This is a genomic window from Roseovarius indicus (assembly GCF_008728195.1).
Taxonomy (GTDB): Bacteria; Pseudomonadota; Alphaproteobacteria; order Rhodobacterales; family Rhodobacteraceae; genus Roseovarius; species Roseovarius indicus.
The window spans coordinates 4,511,493-4,537,344 of sequence record NZ_CP031598.1 but is presented as its reverse complement, the minus strand read 5'-3'; the positions used below and the strand labels follow the sequence as shown (position 1 = coordinate 4,537,344).

General features: G+C 66.1%; 19 protein-coding genes. 8 read left to right on the top strand and 11 right to left on the bottom strand.

What is annotated here, in order from left to right:
• Nucleotides 1–13: 13 nt before the first annotated feature.
• Entirely contained in the window at nucleotides 14–982 is a 969-nt protein-coding gene (locus RIdsm_RS21775) for a response regulator (protein WP_057820207.1), read from the bottom strand.
• Nucleotides 983–1,440: 458 nt separating this feature from the next.
• On the opposite strand from RIdsm_RS21775, the gene RIdsm_RS21770 reads away from it, so the two are divergent.
• From RIdsm_RS21770 to RIdsm_RS21750, 5 genes are all read left to right on the top strand, one after another.
• Nucleotides 1,441–4,581 (top strand): PAS domain-containing sensor histidine kinase, encoded by a 3,141-nt coding sequence (locus RIdsm_RS21770; RefSeq protein ID WP_160325888.1) that lies wholly within the window; start codon nucleotides 1,441–1,443, stop codon nucleotides 4,579–4,581.
• A gap of 55 nt (nucleotides 4,582–4,636) precedes the next feature.
• Nucleotides 4,637–5,035, top strand: coding sequence for a response regulator (locus tag RIdsm_RS21765; protein WP_057820203.1), 399 nt, complete (start codon nucleotides 4,637–4,639; stop codon nucleotides 5,033–5,035).
• Between the two features lie 190 nt (nucleotides 5,036–5,225).
• Nucleotides 5,226–8,888, top strand: a complete 3,663-nt coding sequence (locus RIdsm_RS21760; RefSeq protein WP_177228454.1) for a PAS domain S-box protein — start codon at nucleotides 5,226–5,228, stop codon at nucleotides 8,886–8,888.
• 5 nt (nucleotides 8,889–8,893) lie between these two features.
• Nucleotides 8,894–9,298, top strand: coding sequence for a response regulator (locus tag RIdsm_RS21755; protein ID WP_057820199.1), 405 nt, complete (start codon nucleotides 8,894–8,896; stop codon nucleotides 9,296–9,298).
• 46 nt (nucleotides 9,299–9,344) lie between these two features.
• Nucleotides 9,345–11,507, top strand: a complete 2,163-nt coding sequence (locus tag RIdsm_RS21750) for a histidine kinase N-terminal 7TM domain-containing protein (protein ID WP_057820197.1) — start codon at nucleotides 9,345–9,347, stop codon at nucleotides 11,505–11,507.
• 12 nt (nucleotides 11,508–11,519) lie between these two features.
• Here RIdsm_RS21750 and RIdsm_RS21745 read toward each other — a convergent pair whose 3' ends face one another.
• The 6 genes from RIdsm_RS21745 to RIdsm_RS21720 are packed head-to-tail and all read right to left on the bottom strand — an operon-like array spanning nucleotide 11,520 to nucleotide 19,411.
• On the bottom strand, nucleotides 11,520–12,293 hold the full coding sequence (locus tag RIdsm_RS21745) for an IclR family transcriptional regulator (RefSeq protein WP_057820195.1): 774 nt from the start codon (nucleotides 12,291–12,293) through the stop codon (nucleotides 11,520–11,522).
• Nucleotides 12,290–13,873 carry a class I adenylate-forming enzyme family protein gene (locus RIdsm_RS21740; RefSeq protein ID WP_236553384.1) on the bottom strand — a complete coding sequence of 528 codons (1,584 nt, stop codon included), beginning with the start codon at nucleotides 13,871–13,873 and terminating at the stop codon, nucleotides 12,290–12,292. The genes RIdsm_RS21745 and RIdsm_RS21740 overlap by 4 nt, the downstream gene beginning before the upstream one ends.
• Nucleotides 13,827–14,921 (bottom strand): acyl-CoA dehydrogenase family protein, encoded by a 1,095-nt coding sequence (locus RIdsm_RS21735; RefSeq protein ID WP_057820191.1) that lies wholly within the window; start codon nucleotides 14,919–14,921, stop codon nucleotides 13,827–13,829. Before RIdsm_RS21735 ends, RIdsm_RS21740 begins: the two co-directional genes overlap by 47 nt.
• Before the next feature lie 2 nt (nucleotides 14,922–14,923).
• Nucleotides 14,924–16,120, bottom strand: a complete 1,197-nt coding sequence (locus RIdsm_RS21730; RefSeq protein WP_057820189.1) for an acyl-CoA dehydrogenase family protein — start codon at nucleotides 16,118–16,120, stop codon at nucleotides 14,924–14,926.
• 4 nt (nucleotides 16,121–16,124) lie between these two features.
• Nucleotides 16,125–17,303 carry an acetyl-CoA C-acyltransferase gene (locus RIdsm_RS21725; RefSeq protein WP_057820187.1) on the bottom strand — a complete coding sequence of 393 codons (1,179 nt, stop codon included), beginning with the start codon at nucleotides 17,301–17,303 and terminating at the stop codon, nucleotides 16,125–16,127.
• A gap of 17 nt (nucleotides 17,304–17,320) precedes the next feature.
• Entirely contained in the window at nucleotides 17,321–19,411 is a 2,091-nt protein-coding gene (locus tag RIdsm_RS21720) for a 3-hydroxyacyl-CoA dehydrogenase NAD-binding domain-containing protein (protein WP_057820185.1), read from the bottom strand.
• 206 nt (nucleotides 19,412–19,617) lie between these two features.
• Here RIdsm_RS21720 and pcaC point away from each other — a divergent pair, with 206 nt between their 5' ends.
• Genes pcaC through pcaG form a run of 3 tightly spaced genes read left to right on the top strand, consistent with a single transcriptional unit; the run spans nucleotide 19,618 to nucleotide 21,349 of the window.
• Nucleotides 19,618–20,004, top strand: coding sequence for a 4-carboxymuconolactone decarboxylase (pcaC, locus tag RIdsm_RS21715; RefSeq protein ID WP_057822111.1), 387 nt, complete (start codon nucleotides 19,618–19,620; stop codon nucleotides 20,002–20,004).
• Complete coding sequence (pcaH, locus tag RIdsm_RS21710) at nucleotides 20,001–20,729, top strand: protocatechuate 3,4-dioxygenase subunit beta (protein ID WP_057822108.1); 729 nt, start codon at nucleotides 20,001–20,003, stop codon at nucleotides 20,727–20,729. The genes pcaC and pcaH overlap by 4 nt, the downstream gene beginning before the upstream one ends.
• A complete protein-coding gene (gene pcaG, locus RIdsm_RS21705) occupies nucleotides 20,729–21,349 on the top strand; it encodes a protocatechuate 3,4-dioxygenase subunit alpha (RefSeq protein ID WP_151175233.1) in 621 nt (206 codons plus the stop codon). The genes pcaH and pcaG overlap by 1 nt, the downstream gene beginning before the upstream one ends.
• 594 nt (nucleotides 21,350–21,943) lie before the next feature.
• Here the strand turns inward: pcaG and RIdsm_RS21700 are convergent.
• The 4 genes from RIdsm_RS21700 to RIdsm_RS21685 are packed head-to-tail and all read right to left on the bottom strand — an operon-like array spanning nucleotide 21,944 to nucleotide 25,841.
• The gene (locus RIdsm_RS21700; protein ID WP_057821152.1) at nucleotides 21,944–22,504 is read right to left on the bottom strand and encodes a hypothetical protein; all 561 of its coding nucleotides are present in this window, start codon (nucleotides 22,502–22,504) and stop codon (nucleotides 21,944–21,946) included.
• Nucleotides 22,497–22,805: a hypothetical protein gene (locus RIdsm_RS21695; protein WP_057821154.1), complete on the bottom strand. Its 309-nt coding sequence runs from the start codon at nucleotides 22,803–22,805 to the stop codon at nucleotides 22,497–22,499. Before RIdsm_RS21695 ends, RIdsm_RS21700 begins: the two co-directional genes overlap by 8 nt.
• The gene (locus RIdsm_RS21690) at nucleotides 22,798–25,578 is read right to left on the bottom strand and encodes a 2Fe-2S iron-sulfur cluster-binding protein (protein WP_057821156.1); all 2,781 of its coding nucleotides are present in this window, start codon (nucleotides 25,576–25,578) and stop codon (nucleotides 22,798–22,800) included. The genes RIdsm_RS21695 and RIdsm_RS21690 overlap by 8 nt, the downstream gene beginning before the upstream one ends.
• Nucleotides 25,575–25,841: a sarcosine oxidase subunit delta gene (locus tag RIdsm_RS21685; protein WP_057821158.1), complete on the bottom strand. Its 267-nt coding sequence runs from the start codon at nucleotides 25,839–25,841 to the stop codon at nucleotides 25,575–25,577. Before RIdsm_RS21685 ends, RIdsm_RS21690 begins: the two co-directional genes overlap by 4 nt.
• Nucleotides 25,842–25,852: the final 11 nt, after the last annotated feature.

Sequence of the window (25,852 nt, the reverse complement as noted above, 5' to 3'; positions counted from 1 at the left end):
CCGGTCCGGCCTTTCAGGCGAAGTCGTCAGCCGTGCGGATACGCCCCCTCATGCCGGCTCGCCCGCCGATTGGCAGCCCGTTCTCTACGTTCCGGTCCGATTCCACCGCACGGCGACGGCGCTCGACACTGAGAAGCGCCCGTTCGAGCAGGCGCAGCGGTTCATCGGCAAAGAACATCGACGGCGTGATCGGATTGCCGACGACGATGCCCGGTGTCCAGCCGCCGGCGTTCCGGTGGGTGACCTGGATCCGCTCGACAAGCTGGTGGGTCAGCATCAGCGGCGTCTCCGACGGGCGGGCGGACAGGGCGGCAACGACCTGGTGCTCGGTCATCGAGGTGCAGATCACCAGCTGGCCGTCGAAGACGAAGCTCATGGCGTTGACGACGGCGGCCACGACATTCTCGGGATCCCTGTGGGCGGCCGCCATGTCATGGGCGGCGAGGTGGTCGACCGCGATCAGGGTCGTCTTGCGCACCTGCCCGGGATCGAGGCTGTGCAGGAAGTTCAGGAAGACGTCGCTGCTGCGATAGGATGGTGCGGTGACGCCGGCCACGGCAGGCAATGTCTGGCGCCGGGGCGCGGGAACGTCGTGGGAGCGCTGGCGCGTCTGAGGCTGGGCAACGCTGAGCCGGGCGATCAGTTCGGACGGGATGAACGGCTTTGCCAGAAAGTCGGTGGCCCCGGCGCAGAAGGCATCGACGATGGTCGTCTCGTCGTCGCTTTTGGTGACCACGATCATCGGCGTCTCGTCGTAGCCGCGCAGGGCGCGGGCGTTTTCGAGGAACCCGATGCCGGTCATGTCGGGCAGGTTGACGTCGATCAGCAGGCAATCGAACTTGCGCAGACCTTCCGACAGCATGGTCAGGCCCTGCGCGCCCGTGTCGGCAAAGTCGACCCGGTAGCCACCCTTGGCTTCCAGGGTGGCTGCGATCATGTCCTGCATGATCAGATCGTCTTCAATGCTCAGAATCCGTATCACCGGCGCCCTCGTTCTTTACCCTTTGGTTGTTTTTTTACGAAAATTGCACCGAAATTTCGGTTAGGGTGTGGCAGATTTGAGTATTCTGTTTGTTCTTTCTGGCCGAAATGCGGCAGGAAACGGGCACCTTTTTTGAGCTTGTGGTTTCTTGCCGTCAGGTGCTTGTGGTTTCTTGCCGTAAGGTAAGGAGGGGTGTGGCCTGAATGCACAATTAAAAAGTGTTAAGCATTCCTTAACATTCGACGTTTGCGTGTGAGGGCCTTTCCGTCACATGTTTCAAACGTGAATGTTTTGTATCGGCAACATATTGACCCTGAAATAGCCTCTCAGCCAGACATCTCTGGAAGTCCAGCGACGAGCATGTCAAGGGGCCACGTTACCGAACCCGCAGGCAGTTCAGCTACGTGTAACCTTTCGGAGTATCATTCGTGGCATCCGGACCAAGTGTAATCCAGAGAGTGGCCGGCTTGTTGCTGCTGTCGGGGCTGGCGTATGCCGGCAACGCGGTCAACGTCACGCTGTTCGGCCCGATCTCGTTCATCTTCGGTTCGGTCTTCGCCCTGATCGCGGTGCGCCTGTTCGGGCTGGCCGGCGGGTGCGTGGTGGCGCTGATGGGGTCGTGTTTCACGGTCTATGCCTGGGGGCACCCCTATGCGCTTGTCGTGTTTACGGCCGAGGCGGCGGCGGTCTATGCGCTGTCGCGGCGGATTTCGAACATCGCCATGGCGGATGCGCTGTTCTGGATCTTTGCCGGCTGCCCCATGGTTCTGGTGTTCTATTCCGGCCTGATGCAGATGGACGGCGTGTCGGCCGGGCTGGTCGCGCTGAAACAGGCGACGAACGGTGTCTTCAACGCGGTGGTCGCGGGGCTGTTGCTGATCGCGGTGCGGCGGTGGTTGCCGGAGGGGTTCAAGCCCGGGCCGCGGGCCTCGTTCCATTCGCTGGTCTTCTATGTCCTGGTGCTGGTGGCAAGCGTGTCGGCTGCGGGCATGACGGTTCTGGAAAGCCGGCGCGAATACCGGCAGGCGATGGAGCATGTGGAGTCGCTGGTCTCGCTGCTGGCCGGGTGGTCGCGGCAGGAACTGGCGGAGGGGCGCGCGCCGTCGGAGATGGAGGCGGCCTACGAAAGCGACATCGCGCTGTTCATGGCGAACATGGCGCACGACCTGCCGCGGCGGCCGGATATCGGTATCGGGCTGGTGGGGCCGGACGGGGAGAGCGAGGTGCTGATCGGGTCGATGGTCAGCCTGAGCCGGCCGGGCGAGATGACACCGCATGACGACGGGCTGATGCTCTGGAACCCGACGGGTGACATGCCGGCGATGGTGCGGGCGCGGCAGGGCCGCTATTTCCTGCGCGCGCCGCTGGAGGGCGACGCCGCGGGGCGGGACCTGATCGTGGAACTGTCGGCCGACTCGATGATGGCGCATCTCGAATCGGGCGGGCGCTGGAACATGGTGGTGCTGGCGCTTGCCATCGGGCTGGCGATGATCGTTGCCAAGGTGCTGAGCGAATGGCTTGGCGCCCCGATCCGGCGGCTGGCGCGGATCAGTGACGGGCTGAGCCGGTCGATCATGTCGGGCGATGACCCCGACGTGATGTTCCCCACCAGCAATGTCGCCGAGTACGAGACCCTGTCGGGATCGCTTCGCGACATGTCGGCGAAGCTGGGCGAGAGCTTCCGGTCGCAGAAGGCGGTGCAGAAAACGCTCGAGGAGCGGGTTCAGGACCGGACCCGCGAGCTTGACCGGATGTCGCAGGTGGCCCGGCAGACCACGAACTCGGTGCTGATCACCGATGTGGACGCGCGGATCGAGTGGATCAACGACGCGTTCACCGAGATGTCGGGCTATACGCTGGACGAGGTGGTGGGCCAGCGGCCCGGGCGGGTGTTCCTTGGCCCGGACTCGGACCCGGAGGTGGTGGCCCAGATGCGGGATGCGCTGAGCCGGATCGAGGGGTTCGACGTGGAGGTCGTTTGTTACGGCAAGGTGCGGCGTCCGTACTGGGCCGAGGTGCATTGCAACCCGATATGGGATTCGAGCGGGCGCCACGCCGGCTTCATCGCGATCATGACCGACATCACCGACCGGCGGAAGACCTCGCAGATGCTGAGGGAATCGCTCGAGCGGGTGCGGCTTGCGACGGAAGTGGCGCAGATCGGCATCTGGGCCTACGACCCGCAGGCCGGCAAGGTCGAATGGAGCAACGAGAATTTCCGGCTTTACGGGCTGTCGCCGCGGGCGTTCAACCAGACGATGGATGCGTGGCCCGACCTGGTGCATCCGGAAGACCGGGCGCGGGTGACCAAGGAAGTGCAGGCGGCGCTGGACGGCGACGGCGAACCGTTTGCCTCGGAATTCCGCATCTACAACCCCGAGAAGGGCGCGCGGGTCTTCCGCTCGGTGGCGCGGGTTTCGCGGGATGAGCAGGGGCGGGCGGTCAGGATGATCGGCGTCAATCTCGACGTGACCGAAGACCGCCGCGCGGCCGAGGCGCTGCGCAACGCCGCCAAGCGCAACGCGGCGGTGCTGGACAACGTGGCCGACAGTATCATCACGCTGGACCGCAAGGGGGCGATCCAGTCGTTCAACCGCGCCTCGGAAAGCATGTTCGGCTATCCGGCCGAGGATGTGATCGGGCGCGATGTGAAGGCGTTGTTCCCGGAAGGCACGACGGGCCTCGAAGGCGGGTTCATGGCGGAGTACCTGTCGCCCAAAGCGTCGGAGCTTCTGGGGCAGGTGCGCGAGACGGTGGCGCTGCGCCGGAACGGCGAGGCCTTCCCGGTGTCGTTCGCGGTTTCGGAGGTGGAGACGCGGGGTGAGAAGGTCTTCATCGCCATCATCCGCGACATCACCGAGAAGCGGCGGGTGGCGCGGATGCAGGCGGAGTTCATCGCGACGGTCAGCCACGAGCTTCGGACGCCGCTGACCTCGATTTCGGGGACGCTGTCGCTTGTCCGGAATGGCGTGTTTGGCAAGTTGGACGAGAAGGGCGACAAGATCGTCGAGGCGGCCATGGCCAACAGCAAGCGGCTGGGCGGGCTGATCGACGAGATCCTCGATCTCGAACGGCTTACCGCGGGCAAGTTGACGCTGGAGGTCGCGCCGAGCCCGCTGGACACGCTGGTGCGGCACTCGGTCGACATCAACCAGGGATATGCCGAGCGGTTCGGCGTGCGGCTGGCTATCGCGGGCACGGTGCCCGAGGTGCAGGTTTCGGTCGACCATGACCGGGCCGCACAAATCCTGACCAACTACATCTCGAATGCGGTCAAGTTCTCGGCAGAAGGCCAGACAGTGACGATTACCGTAGAGAATATCCCCGGAGCGGTACGTATCGTCGTGAGCGACCGGGGTCGCGGGATCCCCGAGAAGTTTCACGGGGCAATCTTTGAGAAGTTTTCACAGACCGATGCGTCGGACACGCGGAAAAGCGGTGGTTCCGGGCTCGGTCTTGCAATATCGAAGGAACTGGCGAACCAGATGGGTGGACGTGTTGGTTTTGCGTCTCGCGAAGGCGAGGGCGCGCGTTTTTGGGTTGAATTTCCACTCTGCGAAACGGGATTTGACGTGACAGGAGCATTTGAACATGCCTGACACGCAATTGTGTCCCATAATGGGTGACGCCGGGATGCAAACCAGAGGAAGTGACATGAGCGAGCTGGAAAGGGTCTTGTTTGTTGACGACGACCCGGCCATCCGCGATCTGATCGACGTGGCCCTGTCGACTGTGGGGGGTCTTTCAGTGCGCGGTTTCTCTTCAGGGGAAGAGGCGGTTGCGGCCGCAGAGGCATTTGGTCCGCAGCTCTTGCTGCTGGACGTCATGATGCCGGACATGGATGGTCCGATGACGATGTCTGCGCTCAAGTCGTTGGACAGCCTCGCCTCGGCACCGGCCGTCTTCCTGACGGCGAAGGTGCACGGCAAGGAGGTCGACCGGCTGATGGGGCTGGGGGCCGTCAAGGTTCTGTCCAAGCCGTTCGACCCGATGACGCTGGCCGACGAGCTGCGCGCGATCTGGTCGGAAACCGGGGGCGGCACGGCGGGGTGAGTCCTCTGTGCGACGGTTTGGCCCAGCTGGATTTTGGCGCCTCGACGCGCGTGTTACGCGCGTGCTAGAGACGCGCAAATAGGGCCACGAACCGGGCGCGAAAACAGATTTCAAACCAAGAGCATCCTTAAAGATGCCGTATTTGTATGGTGCTTCGCAGGCCAAGGTTTTCCGGAGAGTTCGAATGGACATGACCCATTCGCGAGCAGTGAAAGATCAGGCGTTCGTCACGAGGCTTCTTGCCGATCTCGTGCGTGCGACGCCCGATGATCTTGATGCCCTTCTGGAGCAGGGGATCGAACGGGTCGGCGCGATTGCCGGCGCTGACCGGTGCTATATTTTCCGCGTCACGCCCGAGGGGCGGCTCGACAATACCCACGAGTGGGTGGCCGACACGACACGCCCGGCGATCGAGGACAACAAGGACCTTCCGGTCGAGATTCTCGAGCCGTGGATGGACGACCTTCTGGCGGGCGCCCATATTCACCTTCCCGATGTCGATAACTGGGACCATGACGGCGAACTGAGCCGGACGCTGAAGGATCAGGATATCAAGGCGCTTCTCGTTGTGCCCTTCATGCATGACGGCGAGCTTGGCGGGTTCATCGGGTTCGACAACACCCGTATCGCCACGCCCTTTGCAGAGCCCACGATCGAATTGCTGAAGGCCGTGGCCGACATCATCTGGGTGACGATCCGCCGGATCGAGGCCGATGTCGCCCGGGAACGCGCCGAAGAGGCGCTTCGGCTGACCACGAACCGGTTCAAGGCGCTGTTCCGTACCTTGCCGGAGCTGTTCTTCGAACTGGATGCCCAGCGTCGCTATACCGGCATTTCGGCCGGGCCCTCGGACATGATGATCGTGCCGATGGAGCGGCGGGCGGGCAAGACGCCGGCCGATGTGCTGCCGGACTACATTTCGAAGATCCTCGACCGCTGCATGGATGAGGCCGAGGAGAACGGCGTGTCGCAGGCGCGCCGGTTCGAGCGTTATGACGTGGGAAAGGTGGAGATTCACGAGGCGACGGTGGCGGCGAGCGGCCGGCCGGGCGACCCCGATTTCCGGTTCGTCGCCGTGATCCGCGACGTGACCCATGACGCGCAGGCGCGCAACCGGCTGGAGCGGTTGAGCAAGGTGGCCGAGCTGATGACGAACCACGTCATCATCACCGACCGGACCGGCAACGTCATGTGGGCGAACCGGGCGTTCATCGAGCGGTCCGGCTACGCGCTGGAGGAGATGGCGGGCCGGTCGCTTCTGGAGTTTACCCGCAGCGACAACAGCGACCCGGACATCGCGCGCCAGATCGGCGAGGCGATCGAGGTGGGCAAGCCGTTCCGCGGCGAGATCCTCAACGCGACCCGCGACGGCGAGGAATACTGGATCGATCTCAACATCAGCGCCGAGATCGACGAGGAAGGCGCGGACGGCATTCTGGTGCACGTGGCGACCGACATTACCGCGATGAAGACCGCCGAGCAGGATGCCGAACGGTCGCGCTGGCTGTTGGAGAACGCGCTTTCGGCGCTGCCGGATGCGTTTGCCTATTACGACCGTGACGACAAGCTGGTGATCTTCAACGACAAGTACCGCGAGTTCTATCCGCGCTCCGCCGCCGCGATGGAGCCGGGCGTGGGCTACGAGGAGCTGCTTCGGTACGGGGTCGAGCACGGCGAATACGCCGATGCCGTGGGGTGCGAGGAGACCTGGATTGCCGAGCGGCTGGCGCGGCGCGACGAGCGGCAGTCCTCCATTACCGAGAACCTTCTGAGCGGTCGGAGCGTCCGGATCATGGAGGAGCCGACCCTCGATGGGGGCTGGGTCGGAATGCGGATCGACATTACCGAGCTGAAGCGCGCCGAGGAGCGGCTTGCCGAGATCATCGAGGGCGCGCAGGTGGGCACGTGGGAATGGCGCCGTGGCGTCGACCAGGTGATCACCAACGATCGCTATGCCGCGATCCTCGGGCGCGGACGGGAGGCGGTGTCGGGCAAGACGGTGATGTCGCATTTCGAGCTTGTCGACCCCGACCAGCGGGCGCAGGTGCTGCAGAATTTCGAGATGCTGCTGAGCGGGCAGCGCAACCATGTGCGCCGCGAGTTCCGGATGAAACACGCCGGCGGGCAGTATGTCTGGGTCGAGATGCGCGGGCGGATCACGTCGCGCGATGCCGAGGGCCGGACGATGCGTATCTCGGGTGTGCTGATCGACATTTCCGCGCGCAAGGAATCCGAGGCCGCGTTGCGGCAGTCGAACGCGGACCTGATGCGCGCGCTGCAGGAGCGGGATACGGCCGTGCGCCGCTTCTACGACGTGGCGGCGATTTCGAGCGACTGGTTCTTCGAACTGGACGCCGACCTCAATCACAGTTTCCTGTCGGATACCTTCCAGACCATCACCGGGCAGGACCCAGCCGAACTCGATGGCAAGAGCCTGTCGGCGCTGCTGCCCGGCGGGCAGCCCGCCGAGTCCGACGTGGCGGCGTGGAAGGTGGTGCAGGACGCGCTGGACGCGCGGGAAGGATTTTCGAACCATATCCTGTCGTCACGCAACACCGACGGTTCACAGGTCTGGTTCCGGCTGTCCGCTGCGCCCTTCTATGACCTGATAACCGGCGAGTTCAGCGGCTATCGCGGGGTCGGCTCGGACGTGACCGAGCTTTACAACGAGCGGCTCAAGGCGCTGGCGGCGAGCGATGCCAAGAGCATGTTCCTTGCCAATATGAGCCACGAGATCCGGACGCCGCTGAACGGGGTGCTGGGCATCGCCGACCTGCTGGCGCCGACGCTCGAGACCGAGCGGCAGCACAAGATGATCAATACGATCCGCAACTCGGGCGAGCTGTTGCTGCGGATCCTGAACAACATCCTCGACATGTCGAAGATCGAGGCGGGCGAGCTGGAAATCGTGTCGTCGCCGTTCAGCCCGCTGAAGATGGTCGAGGAAGTGGCCGAGATCTACAGCACGCTGGCCGAAAGCAAGGGCATCGGATTCCGCCTGCTGGTCAGCCCCGGCGCAGGGGCGGGCCGCAGCGGCGACGAGCACCGCCTGAAGCAGGTGCTGCACAACCTGCTGAACAACGCGATGAAGTTCACCGCCGACGGCGAGGTGACGCTGAAACTGTCGGCGCGGAAGAACAAGCCGCTGATCTTCGAGGTCACCGATTCCGGGATCGGCATGACCGACGAGCAACTGAAGAATATCTTCCAGGCGTTCCGGCAGGCGGGGGCGGATATTTCCGCGCGCTATGGCGGCACGGGCCTGGGCCTTGCGGTGGTGCGCGACATGACGCGGCTGATGGGCGGCGAGATCGACGTCACCAGCACACCGGGCCACGGCACGACCTTCCGGGTGACGCTGCCGCTGGAGGAGGTGGCGCTGCCGCAGCCCGCCGAGGCCGGCGACGAGGCCGCGCCGGAAGTGCGGCCGGTGCGTGACAGCTATCCGGGCCGCCGTGCGCTTGTGGCGGACGACAGTTCCACCAACCGGCTCGTGATCACCACCATGCTGGGCAGCAGTGGCATCGAGATCGAGGAAGCCAGGGACGGGCGCGATGCGATCGAGATCTGGAAAGCCGCGCAGGAGGCCTGTGAGGGGGCGCCCTTCGACATCCTGATGATCGACATTTCCATGCCCGAGATGGACGGCATGGCCTGTCTCGACGAGATCCGCCGGCTTGAGAAAGAGGCGGGTCTGGAGCCCGCGCCGGCGGTGGCGGCGACCGCCAACGCCATGCCGCAGCAGATTGCCGATTACATCGTCGCGGGGTTCGACAGCTTCCTGTCCAAACCGTTCCGGCAGCGGGAGTTGCTCGAGCTGCTCGATGCCTTCATTCCGGCGGAGGAGCCATGAACGTAATGTCTACACCGGCGAGATCGGGAGAGGGTGCGGCAAAGGTTCTGCTGGCCGACGACGACGAGATTGCGCGCAGCATCATTTCGGATGTGCTGAGTGCGGTCGGCCAAGTCGAGTTCACCATGGTCGCAGACGGGCACCAGGCGCTGGTGATGGCCCTGTCGCAGCGGTTCGACTTGCTGATCTTCGATCGCAACATGGAGCCGATCAAGGGCGATCGCATCATCCGCTGCCTGCGTACGGGCGCATCGCCGAACCGCGAGTCGCCGATGATCCTGACCACGGCGGAGCTTGACCATGTGAGGGAAGGCAGCCTGCAATTGGCAGAAGCGAGCCTTTACATGCCCAAGCCGATTGACGCCTCGGGCCTGATAAAATGGGTCAGTCGGCGTCTCGCCCTGCAATGACGGATCGCCGTCACCGCGGCTCTTACTTCCGGAAAGTCCACGTCTCTTGATCGATCTCGCGCACGCCCCTACGCTTATTGTCGTGATCAACGCGGCGTTGATGATCTTCTGCATCCTCTTTCTGGGGGGGCGGACGTTCTTCAACGGCAAGCCGTTCCTGATCCTGACCTGCGCGGCGATGTTCTGGTGGCTGGTCAGCGCCGGGATGGAGATTCAGTCGACCACGCTGAAGACCAAGACCTTCTGGGCGTCAGCGGCCTGGCCCGCCATCGCCACGGTGCCGGTGACGTGGTTCTTCTTTCTCTACAATTACTCCTTCTCGGTCCGAAGCGATCGCGACCCGCGGGTGAAGGCGCTGATCCTGGCCGTTCTGGTCGGTGTCATGGCCGTGACCGGGACGAACGCGTGGCACGGCCTGTTCTACGGGGCGGGCACGTCGCTCGAGGTCATCGACGGGCGATTGTCGGCGGATTTCGACCATGGGCCGTTGTTCTATGTCTGCGCGGCGGTGCTTTACGTGTTCCTGGCGGCGGCGGTGGGTATTCTCGGCTATGCGTCGAACCAGGCGAAGCGGATGTACCGGCCATTCTTCCGGGCGCTGTTCGTGGTCACGATCGTGCCGGTGGCGGGCAATATCGGCTACCTGGTCTATGACATCACGATCTTCGGGTTCGACCCGACGCCGTTCCTGTTTTCCGCCGTGGTCACGCTGTTCGTCTGGCTGCTGATCGTCAGCCGGGTGCTGAACCTCGACAGCATCGGCAAGGAGGTTCTGTTCCTGTCGAACTCGGACGGGATCATCGTTTTGGATACCGACGGCATCGTCTGGGGGGCGAACGAGCCGGCGACGGCGTTGCTGGGGGCGGATCTGACGCGCGAGGGCGCGTCGATGCGCGGGGTCGGACCGATCTGGGAGTATCTCGAGGAGAACCTGGGCCGGGACAGCACGCTTGAGCCTCGGATCATCCGGCTGAACGACCGGTATTACGATATGCGGATGGTGCCGATCTTCCGCCCGCTTCACATTGGCCGGCTGACGATGGGCTGGGTGCTGACGTTGCGGGACACGACCGAGATGCTGGACCTGTCGCGGCGGCTCGAGACCGAGCGCGACCGGCTGCAATCGCTGATGGAGAACAGCGAGATCGGCATTTTCCTGATCAGCGAGACCGGCGACATCGTCTATGCCAACCCCGAGGCGGAGAAGATCACCGGGCTTTCCTCTTCCGAGATCACCTCGCGCGGGTACCGGGATGAGGATTGGCGCAACGAGACGCTGGACGGCAGGCCGATGGCCGCCGAGGACCTTCCCGTTTCCATTGTGCTGCGCACCGGTGAGAAGGTCACCGACATGCGTCACGCGCTGATCCTGCCGAATGGCGAGCGACGGGTGCTGTCGGTCAATGCCGTGCCGGTGAAGATGCCGGAAGGCATGCAGGTGGTGTGCAGCGTGAGCGACGTGACCGCGCAGGAAGCGGCGGCGGATTTCCTGCGCCAGGCGCGCGATCGGGCCGAGGCCGCGAATGCGGCGAAGACGCAGTTCCTGTCGAACATGAGCCACGAGATCCGGACGCCGCTGAACGGGGTGCTGGGCATGGCCGAATTGCTGAGCCATACCGACCTGAACGAGGAGCAGCGCCGTCACCTGCAGGTGCTGCGGGAATCGGGCGAGGGACTGGTCGGGATTCTCGAGGACCTGCTGGACATGGCGAAGCTCGAGACCGAGACAATCACGCTGGCGCGCGAAGCGTTCACGCCGAACGGGCTGGCCGAGCGGCTGGACAGCCAGTTTTCCGCGAAGGCCGAGGACAAGGGGCTCGATTTCGAGCTCTATATCTCGGGCGATGGCGACACGGTGCTGACCGGCGATCCGAAGCGGATCCTGCAGATCGGCCAGCACCTGATCGGCAATGCGATCAAGTTCACCGCCCGGGGCCACGTGACCGTGACCATGACGCTGACCCGGGACGGGGCACTTGAGCTGTGCGTCGAGGATACCGGCGCGGGCATCTGCGACGAAGATCTCGACCGGGTGTTCAAGCCCTTCACGCAGGCCGACGAAAGCCGCACGCGGCGGCATGGCGGCACCGGGCTTGGGCTGGCCGTGGTGGCGCGGCTGGTGGAGCTGATGCAGGGCCGTATCGAGACGGAGACGGAACCCGGCAAGGGCACGAAGATCACCGTGACGCTGCCGTCGCTTCAGGGCTGACCGACGGCGGGCCTAGAGCGCGCGGTCGCGCAGGCCGGCGACCGCCCGGGCGAGCGCCGGGCCGATGGTGGCGCGAAAGTCGTCGGTGGCCACCTCGTCGTAGGTGGCGCCGCTGAAGAACACCACCGGGCTTCCGAATTCATGCGGGCGGTAGGGCACGGCGACGCTGTTGATGTTGCTCGAATAGTGCCGGTCGCGGGGGACATGGGCGAAGCCCGAGCCCTGCACGTCGGCGATGGCTTCCTGCCGCAGCGGGGCGAGCGTATGGGCGGCGGTTTCGCCCTCTTCGGTCAGGATGGCGGCGAGCTGGTCGAACTCGGTATCGGTGACCGCGCTGAGATAGGCCCGGCCGGTCGAGGAGGTGAGCATCGGCAGCCGGTAGCCCACTTCCAGCCAGATCGAGGCGGAGTCGACGGGGCGCCATGTCTTGGTGAGCAGCATGCGGCCGCTGTCATGGATGGCGATGCCGATCAGGGTGCCGGTGTCATTGGCGAGTTTCTGCATCTCGGGCCCGGCGCTTTCCACGAAGGAGAAGGAGGCCGCGGCGATGTTGCCCAGGGCCAGCGCCGCGGGGCCGAGGCGGTACTTGTCGTGCTTGCGGCCGTGGGTGAGGTAGCCCAGGGCGCAAAGCGTGAAGGTCAGGCGCGAGACGGTGGGCCGGGGGATGCCGGTGCGTTCGGAAATGTCCTGGTTGCCAAGGCCGCTGTCGGTGGGTCGGAAGGCCCGCAGGATGCTGAGGCCGCGGGCGAGGGTGGTGGCGAAGCGGCGGTCGGAGGTGTCGGTCATTGGCTGGCCTCCGGCGGGGTGGCGAGGGCGTCGGCGAAACTGTCGATCAGCTTTGACTTGAGGATCTTGCCTGTGGCGGCGGCGGGCAGGGAGTGGGTCACGATGATGCGGGCGGGGCGCTTGTAGGGGGCGAGGCGGGTTTCGGCGAAGGCCATGAGCTCGGCCTCGGTCACCGTGCTGTTGTCGCGGGTGGCGACGAAGGCGAGGACTTCTTCGTTGCCTTCGATCGCGCGGCCGACGACGCCGGCCATGATGACGTCGGGGTGGTCGGTGAGGGTGGCTTCGATTTCGGGCGGGTAGACGTTGAAGCCGGAGCGGATGATGAATTCCTTGCTGCGGCCGGAGATATGCAGGCGGCCTTCGGCGTCGAAGCGGCCGAGATCGCCGCTGCGGAACCAGCCATCGGCGGTGAGGGCCTGCGCCGTCTGGTCGGGGTCACGGAAGTAGCCTTTCATCACCTGCGGGCCGCCGATGAGAATTTCGCCGATGCCTTCGGCGGGCGTGGCGCCGGGGGCTGTCATGTCGAGGCTGAGGGTGCATTGGCCCATGGCGCGGCCGACGCTGATATCCGGGTCGCCGATGGCGTTCTTGGTGGCGCAGACCCCGGCGCCGGTTTCGGTCAGGCCATAGCCGTTCTGCATGGCAGCGCCATAGAAGGCTTCGGCCTTGCGCTTCCACGTGGGGTCGAGCGGAGCGCCGCCGGAGGAGACGTATTTGAGGCGGTTGCCCGAGTAGGGCGGGAGATTGTTGGCTTCCGTGTAGTGGAAGAGGTGGGCGTGCATCTGCGGGACGGCGGGGAGGATGGTGATGTCCTGTTGAAGGGCGTCGTAGAGGCGTTCGGCCGAGAAGGCGGTTTCGAGGCGGCAGGCGCTTTGCCGGTCAGCGACGGCCATCAGGATGACGGTGCCGAAGATATGGCTGAGGGGCAGGACGAGATAGGTCACGTCCTCGGCTGTCATGTCGCGCTGATCCGCGGCGGCGCGGCCGGCGGAGATGAGGTTGGTGTGGGTCATCATCGCGGCCTTGGGCGCGCCGGTGGTGCCGGAGGTGTAGAGGAGCATGGCCGTCTGTTCCGCCGGGTCGTCATGTGGCTCGTCGGGCTGGGCATCGGGGAGGGAGAGCAGGGCGGCTTGGCCGAAGCTGCCGGTGATGTCCTGCGCGCCGAGGGTTTCGGCGTGGCTGCGGGCGTTGTCGGACACGGAGGTGGAGAGCATGACGGCGCGCGGCTCGCAATGGGCGATGGTGCGGTCGATTTCCGGCTTGGTGAGGCGGGCGTTGACGACCACGGCGGTGGCGTCGAGCAGGCTTGTGGCGAAGAGGAAGGCGACGGCCTCTACGGAGTTCTCGAAGATCAGGAGGATGCGGTCGCCCGGGCCGACGCCGGCCTCGTGCAGGTGGTCGGCGGCCTCGGCGGCGTGTTCCGCGAGGTCGGCCCAGGTGACGTGGCGCGTGTCGTTTTCGATGATGGCCAGCGCATCGGGCCGGGCACGGGCGGCGGCGAGGAGGAGATCATGCACCCGGCCCGTCATCACGTTACCCGCCCGACAGGTGAATGAAGCGTTCGAGGTGGTGGTCGACATCGCCGAAAAGGTGGTCGGCCATGACGAGGCGGCGGGCGTGGTGGGACAGCTCGTATTCCTCGGTCATACCGATGCCGCCATGCATCTGGACGGCTTCCTCGGCCACCAGCGCGGCGACGCGGCCGACGAGGTTCTTGGTGGCGCTCACATGGCGTTCGCGGATGTCGCGGGGGGCGTCGAGATGGCCGGCGAGGTTTAGCACGGCCGAGCGGGCCTGTTCGATCTCGGTCAGCATGTCGGCGAGGCGGTGTTGCAGGGCCTGGAACGTGCCGATGGGGCGACCGAATTGCTGGCGTTCTTGCAGGTAGGCGAGGGTTAGGTCCTTGGCGGCCTCCATGGCGCCGAGGGTTTCGGCGGACAGCGCAAGGATGGCGTGGGCGGTGGCGGTTTCGAGGAGGGCGTGGCCCTGGGCCGGTTCGCCGAGGCGGGTTTCGGCCGGGGTGTCGGTGAAGGCGATCTGGGCCGAGGCGGTGCCGTCGACATTGGTGAGGGGCGTGATGGTGAGGCCGGGGGCGTCGGTGGGGACGAGGAAGAGGGAGATGCCCTCGGGGTCGAGCCGGTCGCCGGATTCGCGGGCGGAGACGATGAGGTGTGTCGCCTGCGCGCCGAAGAGAACGTTGGTTTTGGTGCCGTTCAGGGTGGGTTTCGCCGAGAGGGTCACGTCGGCGAGGTCGTAGCGGGCGTCGGGCTCGGTATGGGCGAGGGTGACGATGCTTTCGCCGGCGATGACCTGTTCCACGAGGTCGGCGTGATCGGTTAGAAGCGGCGCGGCGAGGGCGGCGGGGAGGAACGGCTCCAGCGTGCCGGCGCGGCCAAGGGTCTCGAAGACGAGGGCGAGGTCGGGGCCGGTGCCGCCGAAGCCGCCCGCCTCTTCGGGGAAGAGGGCGGCGAGGGTGCCGAGATCGGCGAGGCCCTTGTAGAGGTCGGCGTTGTAGGGCGCGCCGCTGTCGAGGGTTTTGCGGCGGCGCTCGTGGTCGAGGTGGTCGGCGAGGTAGCGCGAGAGGCTGTCCTGCAGCATGCGGCGTTCGTCGGAGAGGGTGAAATCCATCGTCAGCCCCCCAGCACGGATTTGGCGACGATCGTGCGCTGGATTTCGTTCGAGCCGCCGAAGATCGAGAGCTTGCGCATGTTGAAGTAGTTGGCCGCGGCGCCGGGGGCCTGTTCGTGGCCAAGCGTTTCGGCGTTGTCGCCGCCGTCGAGGAAATCGGGCTGATGCGGCAAGGCGTGGGGGCCGAGGGCGCGGCGGAGGAGGGAGGTGAGTTCCTGCCGGATGATGGTGCCCTTGAGTTTCAGCATGGAGCTTTCGGGGCCCGGCGCGCGGCCTGCTTCGGCGGCGGCGAGAATGCGGAGGTTGGTGGTGGCCATGGCCATCAGGTCGATTTCCACCTGCGCGAGGCGGGCGGCGAAGAAGGGGTTTTGCGCCAGCGGCTTGCCGCCCGAGGTGACCTCGGAGGCGACGCGCTTGACGGTGGCGAGCGCCGCGTTGGAGAAGCCGACGCCCGCGATGTTGGTGCGCTCGTGGGTGAGGAGGTACTTGGCGTAGGTCCAGCCCTTGTTTTCCTCGCCGACGAGGTTTTCGGCCGGCACGCGCACGTCGTCGAAGAAGACCTCGTTTACCTCCGGCTGCCCGTCGATCAGGGTGATGGGGCGGAGGGTGACGCCGGGGGTGTCCATGTCGATCAGCAGGAAGGAGATGCCCTCCTGTTTCTTGGCGTCGGGGTCGGTGCGGACGAGGCAGAAGATCTTGTTGGCATGCTGGCCAAGGGTCGTCCAGGTCTTCTGGCCATTGACGATGTAGTGGTCGCCGTCGCGCACGGCGCGGGTCTTGAGCGAGGCGAGGTCGGAGCCGGCGCCGGGTTCGGAATAGCCCTGGCACCACCAGTCTTCGCCGCTGAGGATGCGGGGGAGGTAGCGGGCGACCTGTGCCTCGGTTCCGAAGGCGAGCAGGACGGGCGCCAGCATGGTGATGCCGAAGGGCACGGTGCGGGGGGCGTGGGCGAGGCAGGCCTCGTCTTCGAAGATGTGTTTCTGGACCGGGCTCCACCCAGCGCCGCCGTGCTCTACGGGCCAGCCCGGGGCGAGCCAGCCCTTGTCGTTCAGGATGGCGTGCCAGCGCTGGTAGTCGTCCTTGCCCAGCCGCTTGTTGAGGCGGACCTTTTCGGACAGGTCGTGCGGCAGGGAGGTGGCGAGGAAATCGCGCACCTCCTGCTGGAAATCCTGTTCGGCCTGGGTGAAGCTGAGATCCATCGGATCAGTAGATCTCGAAGAGGCCGGCCGCGCCCATGCCGCCGCCGATGCACATGGTGACGACGCCGAGTTTCGCGCCGCGGCGCTTGCCTTCGATGAGCAGGTGGCCGGCCATGCGGGCGCCGGTCATGCCGAAGGGGTGGCCGATGGAGATGGAGCCGCCGTTGACGTTGCAGATCGCCGGGTCGATGCCGAGCCGGTCGCGGCAGTAGAGGGCCTGGCTGGCGAAGGCTTCGTTGAGTTCCCACAGGTCGATATCCTCGACCTTCAGCCCGTGCCGTTCCAGCAGGCGGGGCACGGCGAAGACCGGGCCGATGCCCATCTCGTCGGGCTCGCAGCCGGCGGTGACGAAGCCCTTGAGGGCGCCCATGGGCTCAAGGCCTTGCTTTTCGGCGAGGTCCGCATCCATCACGACGAGGGCGGAGGCGCCGTCGGAGAGCTGCGAGGCGTTGCCGGCGGTGACGAAGTTGCCCTCGCCCTGCACCGGTTGCAGTTTGGCCAGCCCTTCCAGCGTGGTGTTGGGGCGGTTGCAGTCATCCATTCCGAAGGTGACCTCCTTGCGGGTGACCTCGCCGGTTTCCTTGTCCTTGAAGGCTTGCGTGACGGTGATCGGTACGATCTCGTCATCCAGCCGCCCCGCCTCCTGTGCGGCGGCGGTGCGCATCTGGCTTTCGAGGGCCAGTTCATCCTGCGCCTCGCGGCTGATGTTGTAGCGTTTGGCGACGATGTCGGCAGTCTGGATCATCGAGAGGTAGATGTCGGGCTTGTGCTCTTCCAGCCATTTCTCGCGGGCTTGCGGGGGGCGGGTGGGGGGCATCTGGCTGATGCTTTCGACACCGCCGGCGATGGCGGCGGGCGCGCCGTTCTGGGTGATGGCGTTGCTGGCCATCGAAAGGGCCTGAAGGCCCGACGAGCAGAAACGGTTGACGGTGGCCGCCGCGACGGTGACCGGAAGGCCCGCGCGGATGACCGACTGGCGGGCGATGTTGGCGCCTGTCCAGCCTTCGGGGTAGCCGCAGCCGATGAAGGCGTCTTCGATGAGCGCCGGCTCGACTTTCGATCGCTTAACCGCGTGCTCGATGGCGTGGCCCGCCATGGTGGCGCCGTGGGTTTCGTTGAAGGCGCCGCGATAGGACTTGGCGAGCCCGGTGCGGGCGGTCGATACGATAACAGCCTGTTTCATCTGAGGTTTTCTCCTTCTCAGCCGTTCAGGCTGGCAAAATTCCTGTCTTCTTCGACGAGTTGTTTCAGCAGCGGCGCGGGTTGCCAGAGAAAATCATCCTCCTTCTGCAGCACGCCGATATCGTTGAGGATCTTGGCCAATCCGACGGTGTCGGCATAGTGCATCGGGCCGCCGCGCCAGCGCGGGAAGCCGTAGCCGTTGAGCAGGACCACATCGACATCCGACGGGCGCTGGGCGATGCCGTCGCCGACGACGCGGGCGGCCTCGTTGACCATGGCGGCCATGTAGCGGTCGACGATTTCCTCGTCGGAAATCTGGCGCGGGGTGATGCCTTTCTCGGCCCGTTCGGCGGCGATTATCTCTTCGACCTCGGGGTTGGGTTGCGGCTTTTCGCCCTCTTCGTAGATGTAGAAGCCCTTGCCGGTCTTGCGCCCGAAATGGCCCTGTTCGCAGAGCTTGTCGGCGAATGCCGCGTAGGTTTCGCGCGGGTCGCGCGTTTCGGCAAGGCGCTTGCGGTTGGCCCAGCCGATATCGAGGCCGGCGAGGTCGCTGACGGCAAAGGGCCCCATGGCGAGGCCGAAATTGGTGAGCGCGCGGTCGACGTCGAAGGGGCTGGCGCCGGCCAGGACGGTGGCGAAATTGGCCTTCTGGTAATGCGACAGGATGCGGTTGCCGATGAACCCGTCGCAGACACCGGCGCGCACGGCGATCTTCTTCATCTTCTTGCCGAGGGCGAAGCCGGTGGCGGTGACCGTCGGATCGGTCTGGTCGGCGACGACGACCTCGAGCAGCTTCATCACGTGGGCCGGCGAGAAGAAGTGCAGGCCCAAAACGTCGCCGGGGCGCTTGGTGGCCGCGGCGATTTCGTTGATGTCGAGATAGGAGGTGTTGGTGGCCAGAACCGCGCCGGGTTTGCAGACGGCGTCGAGCTGGCCGAAGACCTCGCGCTTGACCTCCATGCTTTCGAAGACGGCCTCGATCACCAGGTCGCGCTCACCGAAATCTGCGTAATCGGTGGTGGTGCGGAAGGCATTGGCGAGGATGGCGTCGTGTTTGGCCTGCGCGAGCTTGCCGCGTTTAACGGCACCGGCGAGGTTCTTCTCGACCGTGGCGCGGGCCTTGTTCGCGGCGTCGTCATCGCGCTCGGCCAGGGTCACGTCGATGCCGGCGAGCAGGGCGGAGGTGGCGATGCCCGCGCCCATGGTGCCGCCGCCGACCACGCCGATCTTGTCTGTCGGGCGGGGGGCGACGCCTTCGATCTCCTTGACCTTGGCGACCGAGCGCTCGGCGAAGAAGGCATGGATGAGGGCGGCGCGCTGGTCGGACTCGAGAAGCTCGGTGAAGAGGGCGCGCTCGTTCTTGAGGCCTTCGGCGAAGGGCATGGTTGTGGCCCCCTCGACGGCGTCGAGCGCCTTGACCGGGGCCATGATGCCGCGGGCGGATTTCTTCACCTTGGCGCGGAGGGCGTCGAAATCGACGGCGTCGGCGTCCTTCGCGGCATTGTCGGAGGTGCGGCTGGGGCCGGCGCCTTCGGCGAGGAGGTCTTTCGCATAAGCGAGGCCGGCGGCGCGGGGGTCGTCGCCCTCGTCAAGCCGGTCGATCAGGCCGAGCTCGTGGCCTTCCTTCGCGCTGATCATGCCGGCGGAGGTGATCATCTCGGCGGCCTTGGCCACGGGGATCAGGCGGGGCAGGCGCTGCGTGCCGCCGGCGCCGGGGAGGATGCCGAGATTGACCTCCGGCAAGCCCATCTTGGCGGAGGTCAGCGCCACGCGGTAATGCCCGCCCATCGCCACCTCGAGCCCGCCGCCGAGGGCGGTGCCGTGGATGGCGACGATGACCGGCTTGGTCGAGGCCTCGATCTGGTTGACGAGGTCGGGCAGGCTGGGGTCTTGCGGCGGTTTGCCGAATTCCTTGATGTCCGCGCCGGCGATGAAGGTGCGCCCGGCGCAGCAGATGAGGATGGCTTCGACCTCGGGGTTGGCCTCGGCCTCTTTCACGTTGAGCTGAAGGCCCAGCCGGACCGCGTGCGAGGCCGCGTTGACCGGGGGATTGTTGACTTCGACGATCGCGATGTTCGCCTCGCGCGTGATGGTTACGGGGTCTTCCACCGTGCCTCTCCCTTTCGAATCCTGTTGTCGGGGTCTTAGCGCACCCGGGGCGGAATTTCAAAATACGAAAATGAATTTTGCATAGTGGAATTTTGTGTCATCCCTTTCGCCCGGCAATGATGACACTGAGAAAGACGTTTTCAAGTCTCCCGCCGCGCTGTCATAGTGGCGGGCGAAACTTGGCCATCAGCGCGGGAGGCGGGAGCATGTCAGCAAAACACGATGCCGGGATGGCGGTGCGTCGCCGGGTATTGGGCGAGGCGCATGTGGACCGGGCGGAGGCGGCGAAGACGCCGCTGGACGCGCCGTTTCAAGAGATGATCACCGAAGGTGCCTGGGGCACCGTCTGGGCCAGCGACGCGATCAGCCTGCGGGAGCGGTCGATGCTGACGCTGGCATTGCTGGCGGCGACGGGGAATTTCGAGGAGATCCCGATGCATATCCGCGCGACCGCCCGCACCGGGGCGAGCGCGCGCGACGTGGCGGAGGCGTTTCAGCACGTGGCGGTCTATGCGGGTGTGCCGAAGGCGAACCACGCGCTGAAGATCGCCAAGTCAGTATTTGCCGAGATGGAGGCGGAGGAGAGCCGATGACCAAGCCAGCCGAATATTACCAGCGCGACCGGGAGTGGCATCCGCCGGCGCTGGCGCAGGGGTACAAGACATCCGTGGCGCGCTCGCCGCGCTATTCGTTGATCAGCCTCGAGCAATCGGCGAGCGAGATCACCGGGCCTGTCTTTGGCCACAACGATATCGACCCGGGCGACAACGACCTGCTGACCAACTACGCCCAGGCCGGAGAAAGCCCGATCGGCGAGCGGATCATCGTTCACGGGCGGGTTCTGGACGAGAATGCGCGGCCGGTGCCGAACACGCTGGTCGAGATCTGGCAGGCCAATGCGGGCGGGCGGTACCGGCACAAGAAGGACATGTACCTTGCCCCGGTCGACCCCAATTTCGGGGGCTGCGGGCGGACGCTGAGCGACGAGAACGGGTATTACTTCTTTCGCACGGTGAAGCCCGGGGCCTACCCCTGGCGGAACTGGGTGAACAACTGGCGGCCGGCGCATATTCACATCTCGGTTTTCGGCAGCTCGTTTTCGCAAAGGCTGATCACGCAGATGTATTTCGAGGGGGATCCGCTGATCGCGAAATGCCCGATCGTGCAGACCATCCCCGACCCGGCGGCGATCGACCAGCTGATCGCGCCGCTCGACCTGAACGCGACGATCCCGCTCGACACGATCGCCTACAAGTTCGACATCGTGCTGCGCGGGCGGCGGTCGACGCTGTTCGAAAACCGGCTGGAGGGGAACTGATGCCGCAAAAGCTTGATTATCTTAAGGAAACCGCGTCGCAGACGGCCGGGCCATACGTCCATATCGGGCTGGCGCCGGGGGCGGCGGGGTTCGATATCTACGAGCGGGAGCTGGGTTGGGACATCGCCGGGCCGAATGCCGGGGGGGAGCGGATCCGGGTCGAGGGGGTTGTGATCGACGGCACCGGGAGCCCGGTCAAGGACGTGCTGCTGGAGGCGTGGCAGGCGAATGCCGAGGGCGTCTATGCGCATCCGGAGCATCCCGGCGAGGTCGAGGAGGGGTTTCGTGGCTGGGGCCGGGTGATCACGGATTTCGAGACGGGCGAGTGGGGGTTCGACACCGTCAAGCCCGGGCCGGTGATGGGGCGGAACGGAAAGATGATGGCGCCGCATATCAACCTGTGGATCGTGGCGCGGGGGGTGAATGTTGGTTTGAATACAAGGATTTACTTCTCGGACGAGGCGGAGGCCAACGCGGCGGACCCGGTGATGGGGCTGGTGGAATGGGAGGTGCGGCGGCAGACGCTTGTGGCCGAGCGGGCGGAGCGGGACGGGAAGGTCGTCTACCGGTTCGATATCCGTCTGCAGGGGGATGGCGAGACGGTGTTCTTCGATATTTGAGGGGGTCGGGGGTGGTGGGTTTTACCCACCCTACGGTGCGTCGGAGAGAGGTGGGTTTCACCCACCCTACGGCGTCCGGCGGGCGACGGTTAACGGGGCGAACGGGCGAGATTTCGACGTCGGTATAACGTCGGTATTTTGTCGGTATTACGTCGGTGCGGGGCACCGGCGGGCGCGGGTGTTTGGGTCGTTAACGTGGTGGGGAGACCGGCGCGAGGCTCCGGGTCAGGGGCCGGGGGTGGGTTGGGTTAAGTGGTTCGCTGGCACTTGTTCCGCGGTGGGGTGCAGGTGGGTTTCACCCACCCTACGGGTGAGGTTGGCACTCGCCCGGAGTCAAGGCCGTAGGCCGCCGGGCGAGCGCCGGCCCGTCCCGTCGGGCAGGCGCTTTTGAGGCCGGGCGTGACGTTTCAGAGGATGGATGTACTTGGCGAGATAAAGTGCCTTTCACGCGCGTAGCGGCGCCTACCCACGGGCCGGCGCTCACCCGGCTTGGTGATGGGGGCATAAAAGTCCCCGAGTTAGGCCCGGGAAGTTTGGGTTTGGTGGGGCGCGGGCACTTGTTCCGCGGTGGAGCGCAGGTGGTTTTTACCCACCCTACGAGCGCATGGTGAGAGGCCCCAGAACAGGGCCCGGGGCGCGGGACCCCGAATTCAGGTGTGAGGCTGCTTTCTCGAAATGTGTGACGAGGGCTTCGGCGTGGGCGCGGGGGACGTGGAGGCGGTAGGTCTTGGCGTCTTCCATGCGGTAGAGGAAGACGCCCAAGCCGAAGAGGAGGCGTGCCGTGGAGCGGGAGGGGATGTCGGGGGTGATTTCGGCACCGCGCCGGAGGAGGGGGAGGGCATCGCCGGTCAGGTCGAAGACGGTGTAGGCGTCGGTGACGTCGGAGCTGGCCTGTCGGGTGGCGTCGTTCCAGCCGTCGGGGGTTTCGGGGGCGTTCACCAGCAGCAGGCGGTCGCGGCGGAGGGTGACGGCGTAGGGGCCGGAGGGGGCCGCGCCGGGCCAGTCGACGAGGGGGAGGTCGGTTTGGCTGAGGACATTCGGGCCGGAGACGAGGGTCTGGCGGGTGAGGTGCACCGGGGTCAGCCTGGCCGGGCCGAGGTCGATAGGCTCGGCCGGGTCGCGGGGGGCATCCCAGAGGGCGGTGTCGTCACGCATCGGGGCGGTCTCCGTCTGTGGTGCGTGGGCGGGTCGTGACATTGGGGCCGTGGGCGGTGCCGGGGCCGCGCCGGCAGGTCGCGCGGGGTGTGGTGTGGCCAAGGTCGTAACCGGTATCGGCTTTCCCCTGGAGGCGTGTGGTGTCACGCATCGAGGCGCCCCCTTTCGTGGTGCATGTGCAGGTTCCGACATGGCGGGTGCGGGCGGTGTTCGGACCGCGCAGCTGGGCCGACAAGGCTGCGGTATGGCCGGGTTTGCGACTGCGGTCGGCCCTGCCCGGTACGGCGATCTCGTCACGCATCGAGGCGGTCTCCTTCCGGGTCGAGGGCGCAGGGGGTGGTGACGGTGGCCTGTCGGGTTTCGCCGAGGTGCCAGGCGGTGATCGTGTTACCCATGCGGTTTGTGCCGTTTTCCAAGAGGGCGAGGGCGATGGGGCGGCCGAGGGTGGGGCTTTGGTAGCTGGAGGTGACGTAGCCGAGGGAGCGCGGGGTGGCGTCGTCGGTCACGAGGTGGGCGCCGGTGGGGAGTGGCGGTGCGCCGGATGGGGCGGTGAGGCCGACGAGGTGTTTGCGGTCGGGGGCGTTGGCTTTGTCGGTGTGCAGGCTGCGGTCACCCACGAAGGGGGTGGATTTCTTCAGGCGCGGGGCGGCGAAGCCGAGGTCGTGGGGCATGGTTTCGCCGTCCGTGTCCTTGCCGATCATGAGGAAGCCTTTCTCGGCGCGGAGGATGGAGAGGGCTTCGACACCGATGGGGCCGGCGTCGAGGGGTTTTGCGGCGTCGAGCAGGGCGTTCCAGAGGGCCGGGGCTTGGGTGGCGCGGAGGGAGAGTTCGAAGCTGGTGTCGCCGGTGAAGCTGACCCTTGCGAGGCGGAGGGGGGTGTCGTTCCACGTGGTTTCGTGGAGGGACATGTGGGGGAGGTCGGTGTCGAGGCCGAGCGTGTCGAGGATGGCGCGGGCCTTGGGGCCGGTGACGGTGAGGGTGGCCCAGTGCTGGGTCGTGTCGTGGATGAAGATGCGGTCGGGGTCGTTGCCGTCCTGCCGCCAGGCTTCGAGGTGGGTGCGGACAGAGTCGACATGGCTGGAGGAGCAGGAGATGACGAAGCGGTTCGCGTCGAGCCGGGCGATGACGCCGTCGTCGAAGACGGCGCCGCCCTCGGTGAGCATGAAGCCATAACGGATCTTGCCCGGCTTCAGGGTGGCGATGGTGTTGTAGTAGATGAAGTTGACGAAGGCCTCGGCGTCGGGGCCCATGACCTCGATCTTGCCCAGGGGGGCGGCGTCGAAGATGGCGGCGGTTTGGCGGGCCATCAGGGCTTCGGATTGGGCTTGGGTTTCGGGGGAGCCTTCGCCGTACCAGCCGGGGCGGAGCCAGCCGCCGTAGTCGCCCAAGGCGGCGCCGGCGGCGCGGTGTTGGGGTTCGAGAGCGAGGCGTTTGAGAGGGTTCCAGAGCTGCTTGGTGTGGGCGCCGTGGTACATCTCGATGGGCACGGGGACGAAGGGCGGGCGGAAGGTGGTGGTGCCGATCTCGGGGATGGGGCGGCCCTGGATCGCGGCCATGGCGGCGAGGCCGGGCATGTTGGAGGTCTTGCCCTGGTCGGAGGCCATGCCGAGGGTGGTGTAGCGTTTCAGGTGTTCGACCGAGGTGTAGTTTTCGCGGGCGGCGAGTTCGACATCCTTGAGGGTGACGTCGTGCTGGAAGTCGATCCACTGGCGGCCTTTGCTTCCCGGGGTGGGCCAGTGGGGGGTGATCTGGTGTTTCGGGTCGGGGCGTTTGGTGGGGGTGTTTTGGCCTGTGGCGCGGGCGTGTTCGAGGGCTGCGTCGGTGTCGAAGGTGCCGTTGGCGGCGCCGGTGGCTGTCATGTTGTCGGGTGGGGTGCCGGGGAGGAAGGCGTTGCGGTGCTCGCACCAGTCGAGCGAGCCCCCGGCGTGGCGCCAGAGGTGGACGAGCGGGGTGAGGCCGCCGGAGGCGAGGATGGTGTCGGCGGGGTGGGTTCGGTCGCCGGCTTGCAGGGCGGTTAGGTTTTTGCCGCCGCGGGCGCTGAGGGGGCTTTGGGCGGGGTCGATGTGGGTGATCGTGGCGCCGGCCTGGGTGAGAGTTTCGGCCAGGGTGTCGGCTTGGGGGGTGTTGGCGAGGAGGGCGATCTGGCGGCCGGGGAGGGTGGCGTAGCGGGCGAGGTACTCGGCGGCGGCCGCGACGGCCATGATGCCGGGGCGGTCGTTGTTGGCAAAGGTGAGCGGGCGGTCGATGGCGCCGGTGGCGAGGATGATGCGGGTGGCGCGCAGGCGGATGAGGCGGGGGGCGGTGCCGAAGGGGCCGTTCTGGGCGAGGCCGACGAGGTTGTGGTCGTAGATGCCGAAGGCGGTGGTGTGGGTGAGGATGCGGCCGCCTGCCGCTTCGATGGAGGATTGGCGTTGGGCGATCCAGTCGGCTGTGGGGATGGCGTCGATCTGGGGGAGTTGGTGGGCGGTACCGCCGAGGTCGGCGTGGTCTTCGACGAGGAGGGTGTTCTGGCCGGCTTGGGCGGCCGCTTCCGCGGCAGCGAGACCGGCGGGGCCGCCGCCGATGACGAGGGTGTCGCAGCGGTCGTGGGTCTGGTCGGAGGTGTAGGTTTCGAGATGGTCGGGGGAGACGTGGCCCAGGCCGGCCATGCGGCGGATCATCGGCTCGAAGAGGTGCCAGTCGGGCCACATGAAGGTCTTGTAGTAGAAGCCTGCCGCGAACCAGCGGTGGAAGAGGTCGAGCCCGCCCTTGAGGTCGAAGCCGGCGGAGGGCCATGCGTTGACTGCGCGGGCTTCCATGCCGTCCTGCAGGTAGGTGGTGGTGGCGAGGCAGTTGGGGAATTCGTGGCCATCGAGGGTGACGGTCATGATGGCGTTGGGCTCGTCGACCCAGGCGCCCCAGAGGCCGCGGGGGCGGTGGTACTTGAAGCTGCGGCCGAGGATGCGGGTGCCGCTGGCCAGCAGGGCGGAGGCGAGGGTGTCGCCCTGGTAACCTGTGTAGGGTTTGCCGTCGAAGGTGAAGTTCAGCGGTTTGGAGCGGTCGATGCGGCCGCCGGTGGGGAGGCGGAGGGTCATTGCGGCTCTTTCCGGAGGGGTTGGGAGGAGAAGACCTCCATGGTGGTGCTGTCGCGTTCCATGAGGAAGAGTTCGCTGCAGGGGAGGTGCATCCAGACTTCGCTTGTGCGGCCCTTGTCGTTGCGCTGGGCGTGGAGGTAGGTGGCCCAGGTTTCTGCGTCGATCTGTTGGGTCGTGTCGGGGCGGGTCTTGCCGGCCTCGGCGGCGAAGTGGAATTCACGCTCGTCGCGGGGGCCGCAGAAGGGGCAGGTGAAGATCTGCATGGGGTGGCCTT

Coding starts and splice junctions, on each gene's coding strand:
- RIdsm_RS21740 (WP_236553384.1), bottom strand. CDS start 13,873: ATGTCGACCACCACCTCGAACGCTTCATTCACCTGTCGGGCGGGTAAC.
- pcaH (WP_057822108.1), top strand. CDS start 20,001: ATGACCAAGCCAGCCGAATATTACCAGCGCGACCGGGAGTGGCATCCG.
- RIdsm_RS21690 (WP_057821156.1), bottom strand. CDS start 25,578: ATGACCCTCCGCCTCCCCACCGGCGGCCGCATCGACCGCTCCAAACCG.
- pcaG (WP_151175233.1), top strand. CDS start 20,729: ATGCCGCAAAAGCTTGATTATCTTAAGGAAACCGCGTCGCAGACGGCC.
- RIdsm_RS21695 (WP_057821154.1), bottom strand. CDS start 22,805: ATGCGTGACGAGATCGCCGTACCGGGCAGGGCCGACCGCAGTCGCAAA.
- RIdsm_RS21685 (WP_057821158.1), bottom strand. CDS start 25,841: ATGCAGATCTTCACCTGCCCCTTCTGCGGCCCCCGCGACGAGCGTGAA.
- RIdsm_RS21755 (WP_057820199.1), top strand. CDS start 8,894: ATGTCTACACCGGCGAGATCGGGAGAGGGTGCGGCAAAGGTTCTGCTG.
- RIdsm_RS21765 (WP_057820203.1), top strand. CDS start 4,637: ATGAGCGAGCTGGAAAGGGTCTTGTTTGTTGACGACGACCCGGCCATC.
- RIdsm_RS21725 (WP_057820187.1), bottom strand. CDS start 17,303: ATGAAACAGGCTGTTATCGTATCGACCGCCCGCACCGGGCTCGCCAAG.
- pcaC (WP_057822111.1), top strand. CDS start 19,618: ATGTCAGCAAAACACGATGCCGGGATGGCGGTGCGTCGCCGGGTATTG.
- RIdsm_RS21730 (WP_057820189.1), bottom strand. CDS start 16,120: ATGGATCTCAGCTTCACCCAGGCCGAACAGGATTTCCAGCAGGAGGTG.
- RIdsm_RS21700 (WP_057821152.1), bottom strand. CDS start 22,504: ATGCGTGACGACACCGCCCTCTGGGATGCCCCCCGCGACCCGGCCGAG.
- RIdsm_RS21760 (WP_177228454.1), top strand. CDS start 5,226: ATGACCCATTCGCGAGCAGTGAAAGATCAGGCGTTCGTCACGAGGCTT.
- RIdsm_RS21735 (WP_057820191.1), bottom strand. CDS start 14,921: ATGGATTTCACCCTCTCCGACGAACGCCGCATGCTGCAGGACAGCCTC.
- RIdsm_RS21745 (WP_057820195.1), bottom strand. CDS start 12,293: ATGACCGACACCTCCGACCGCCGCTTCGCCACCACCCTCGCCCGCGGC.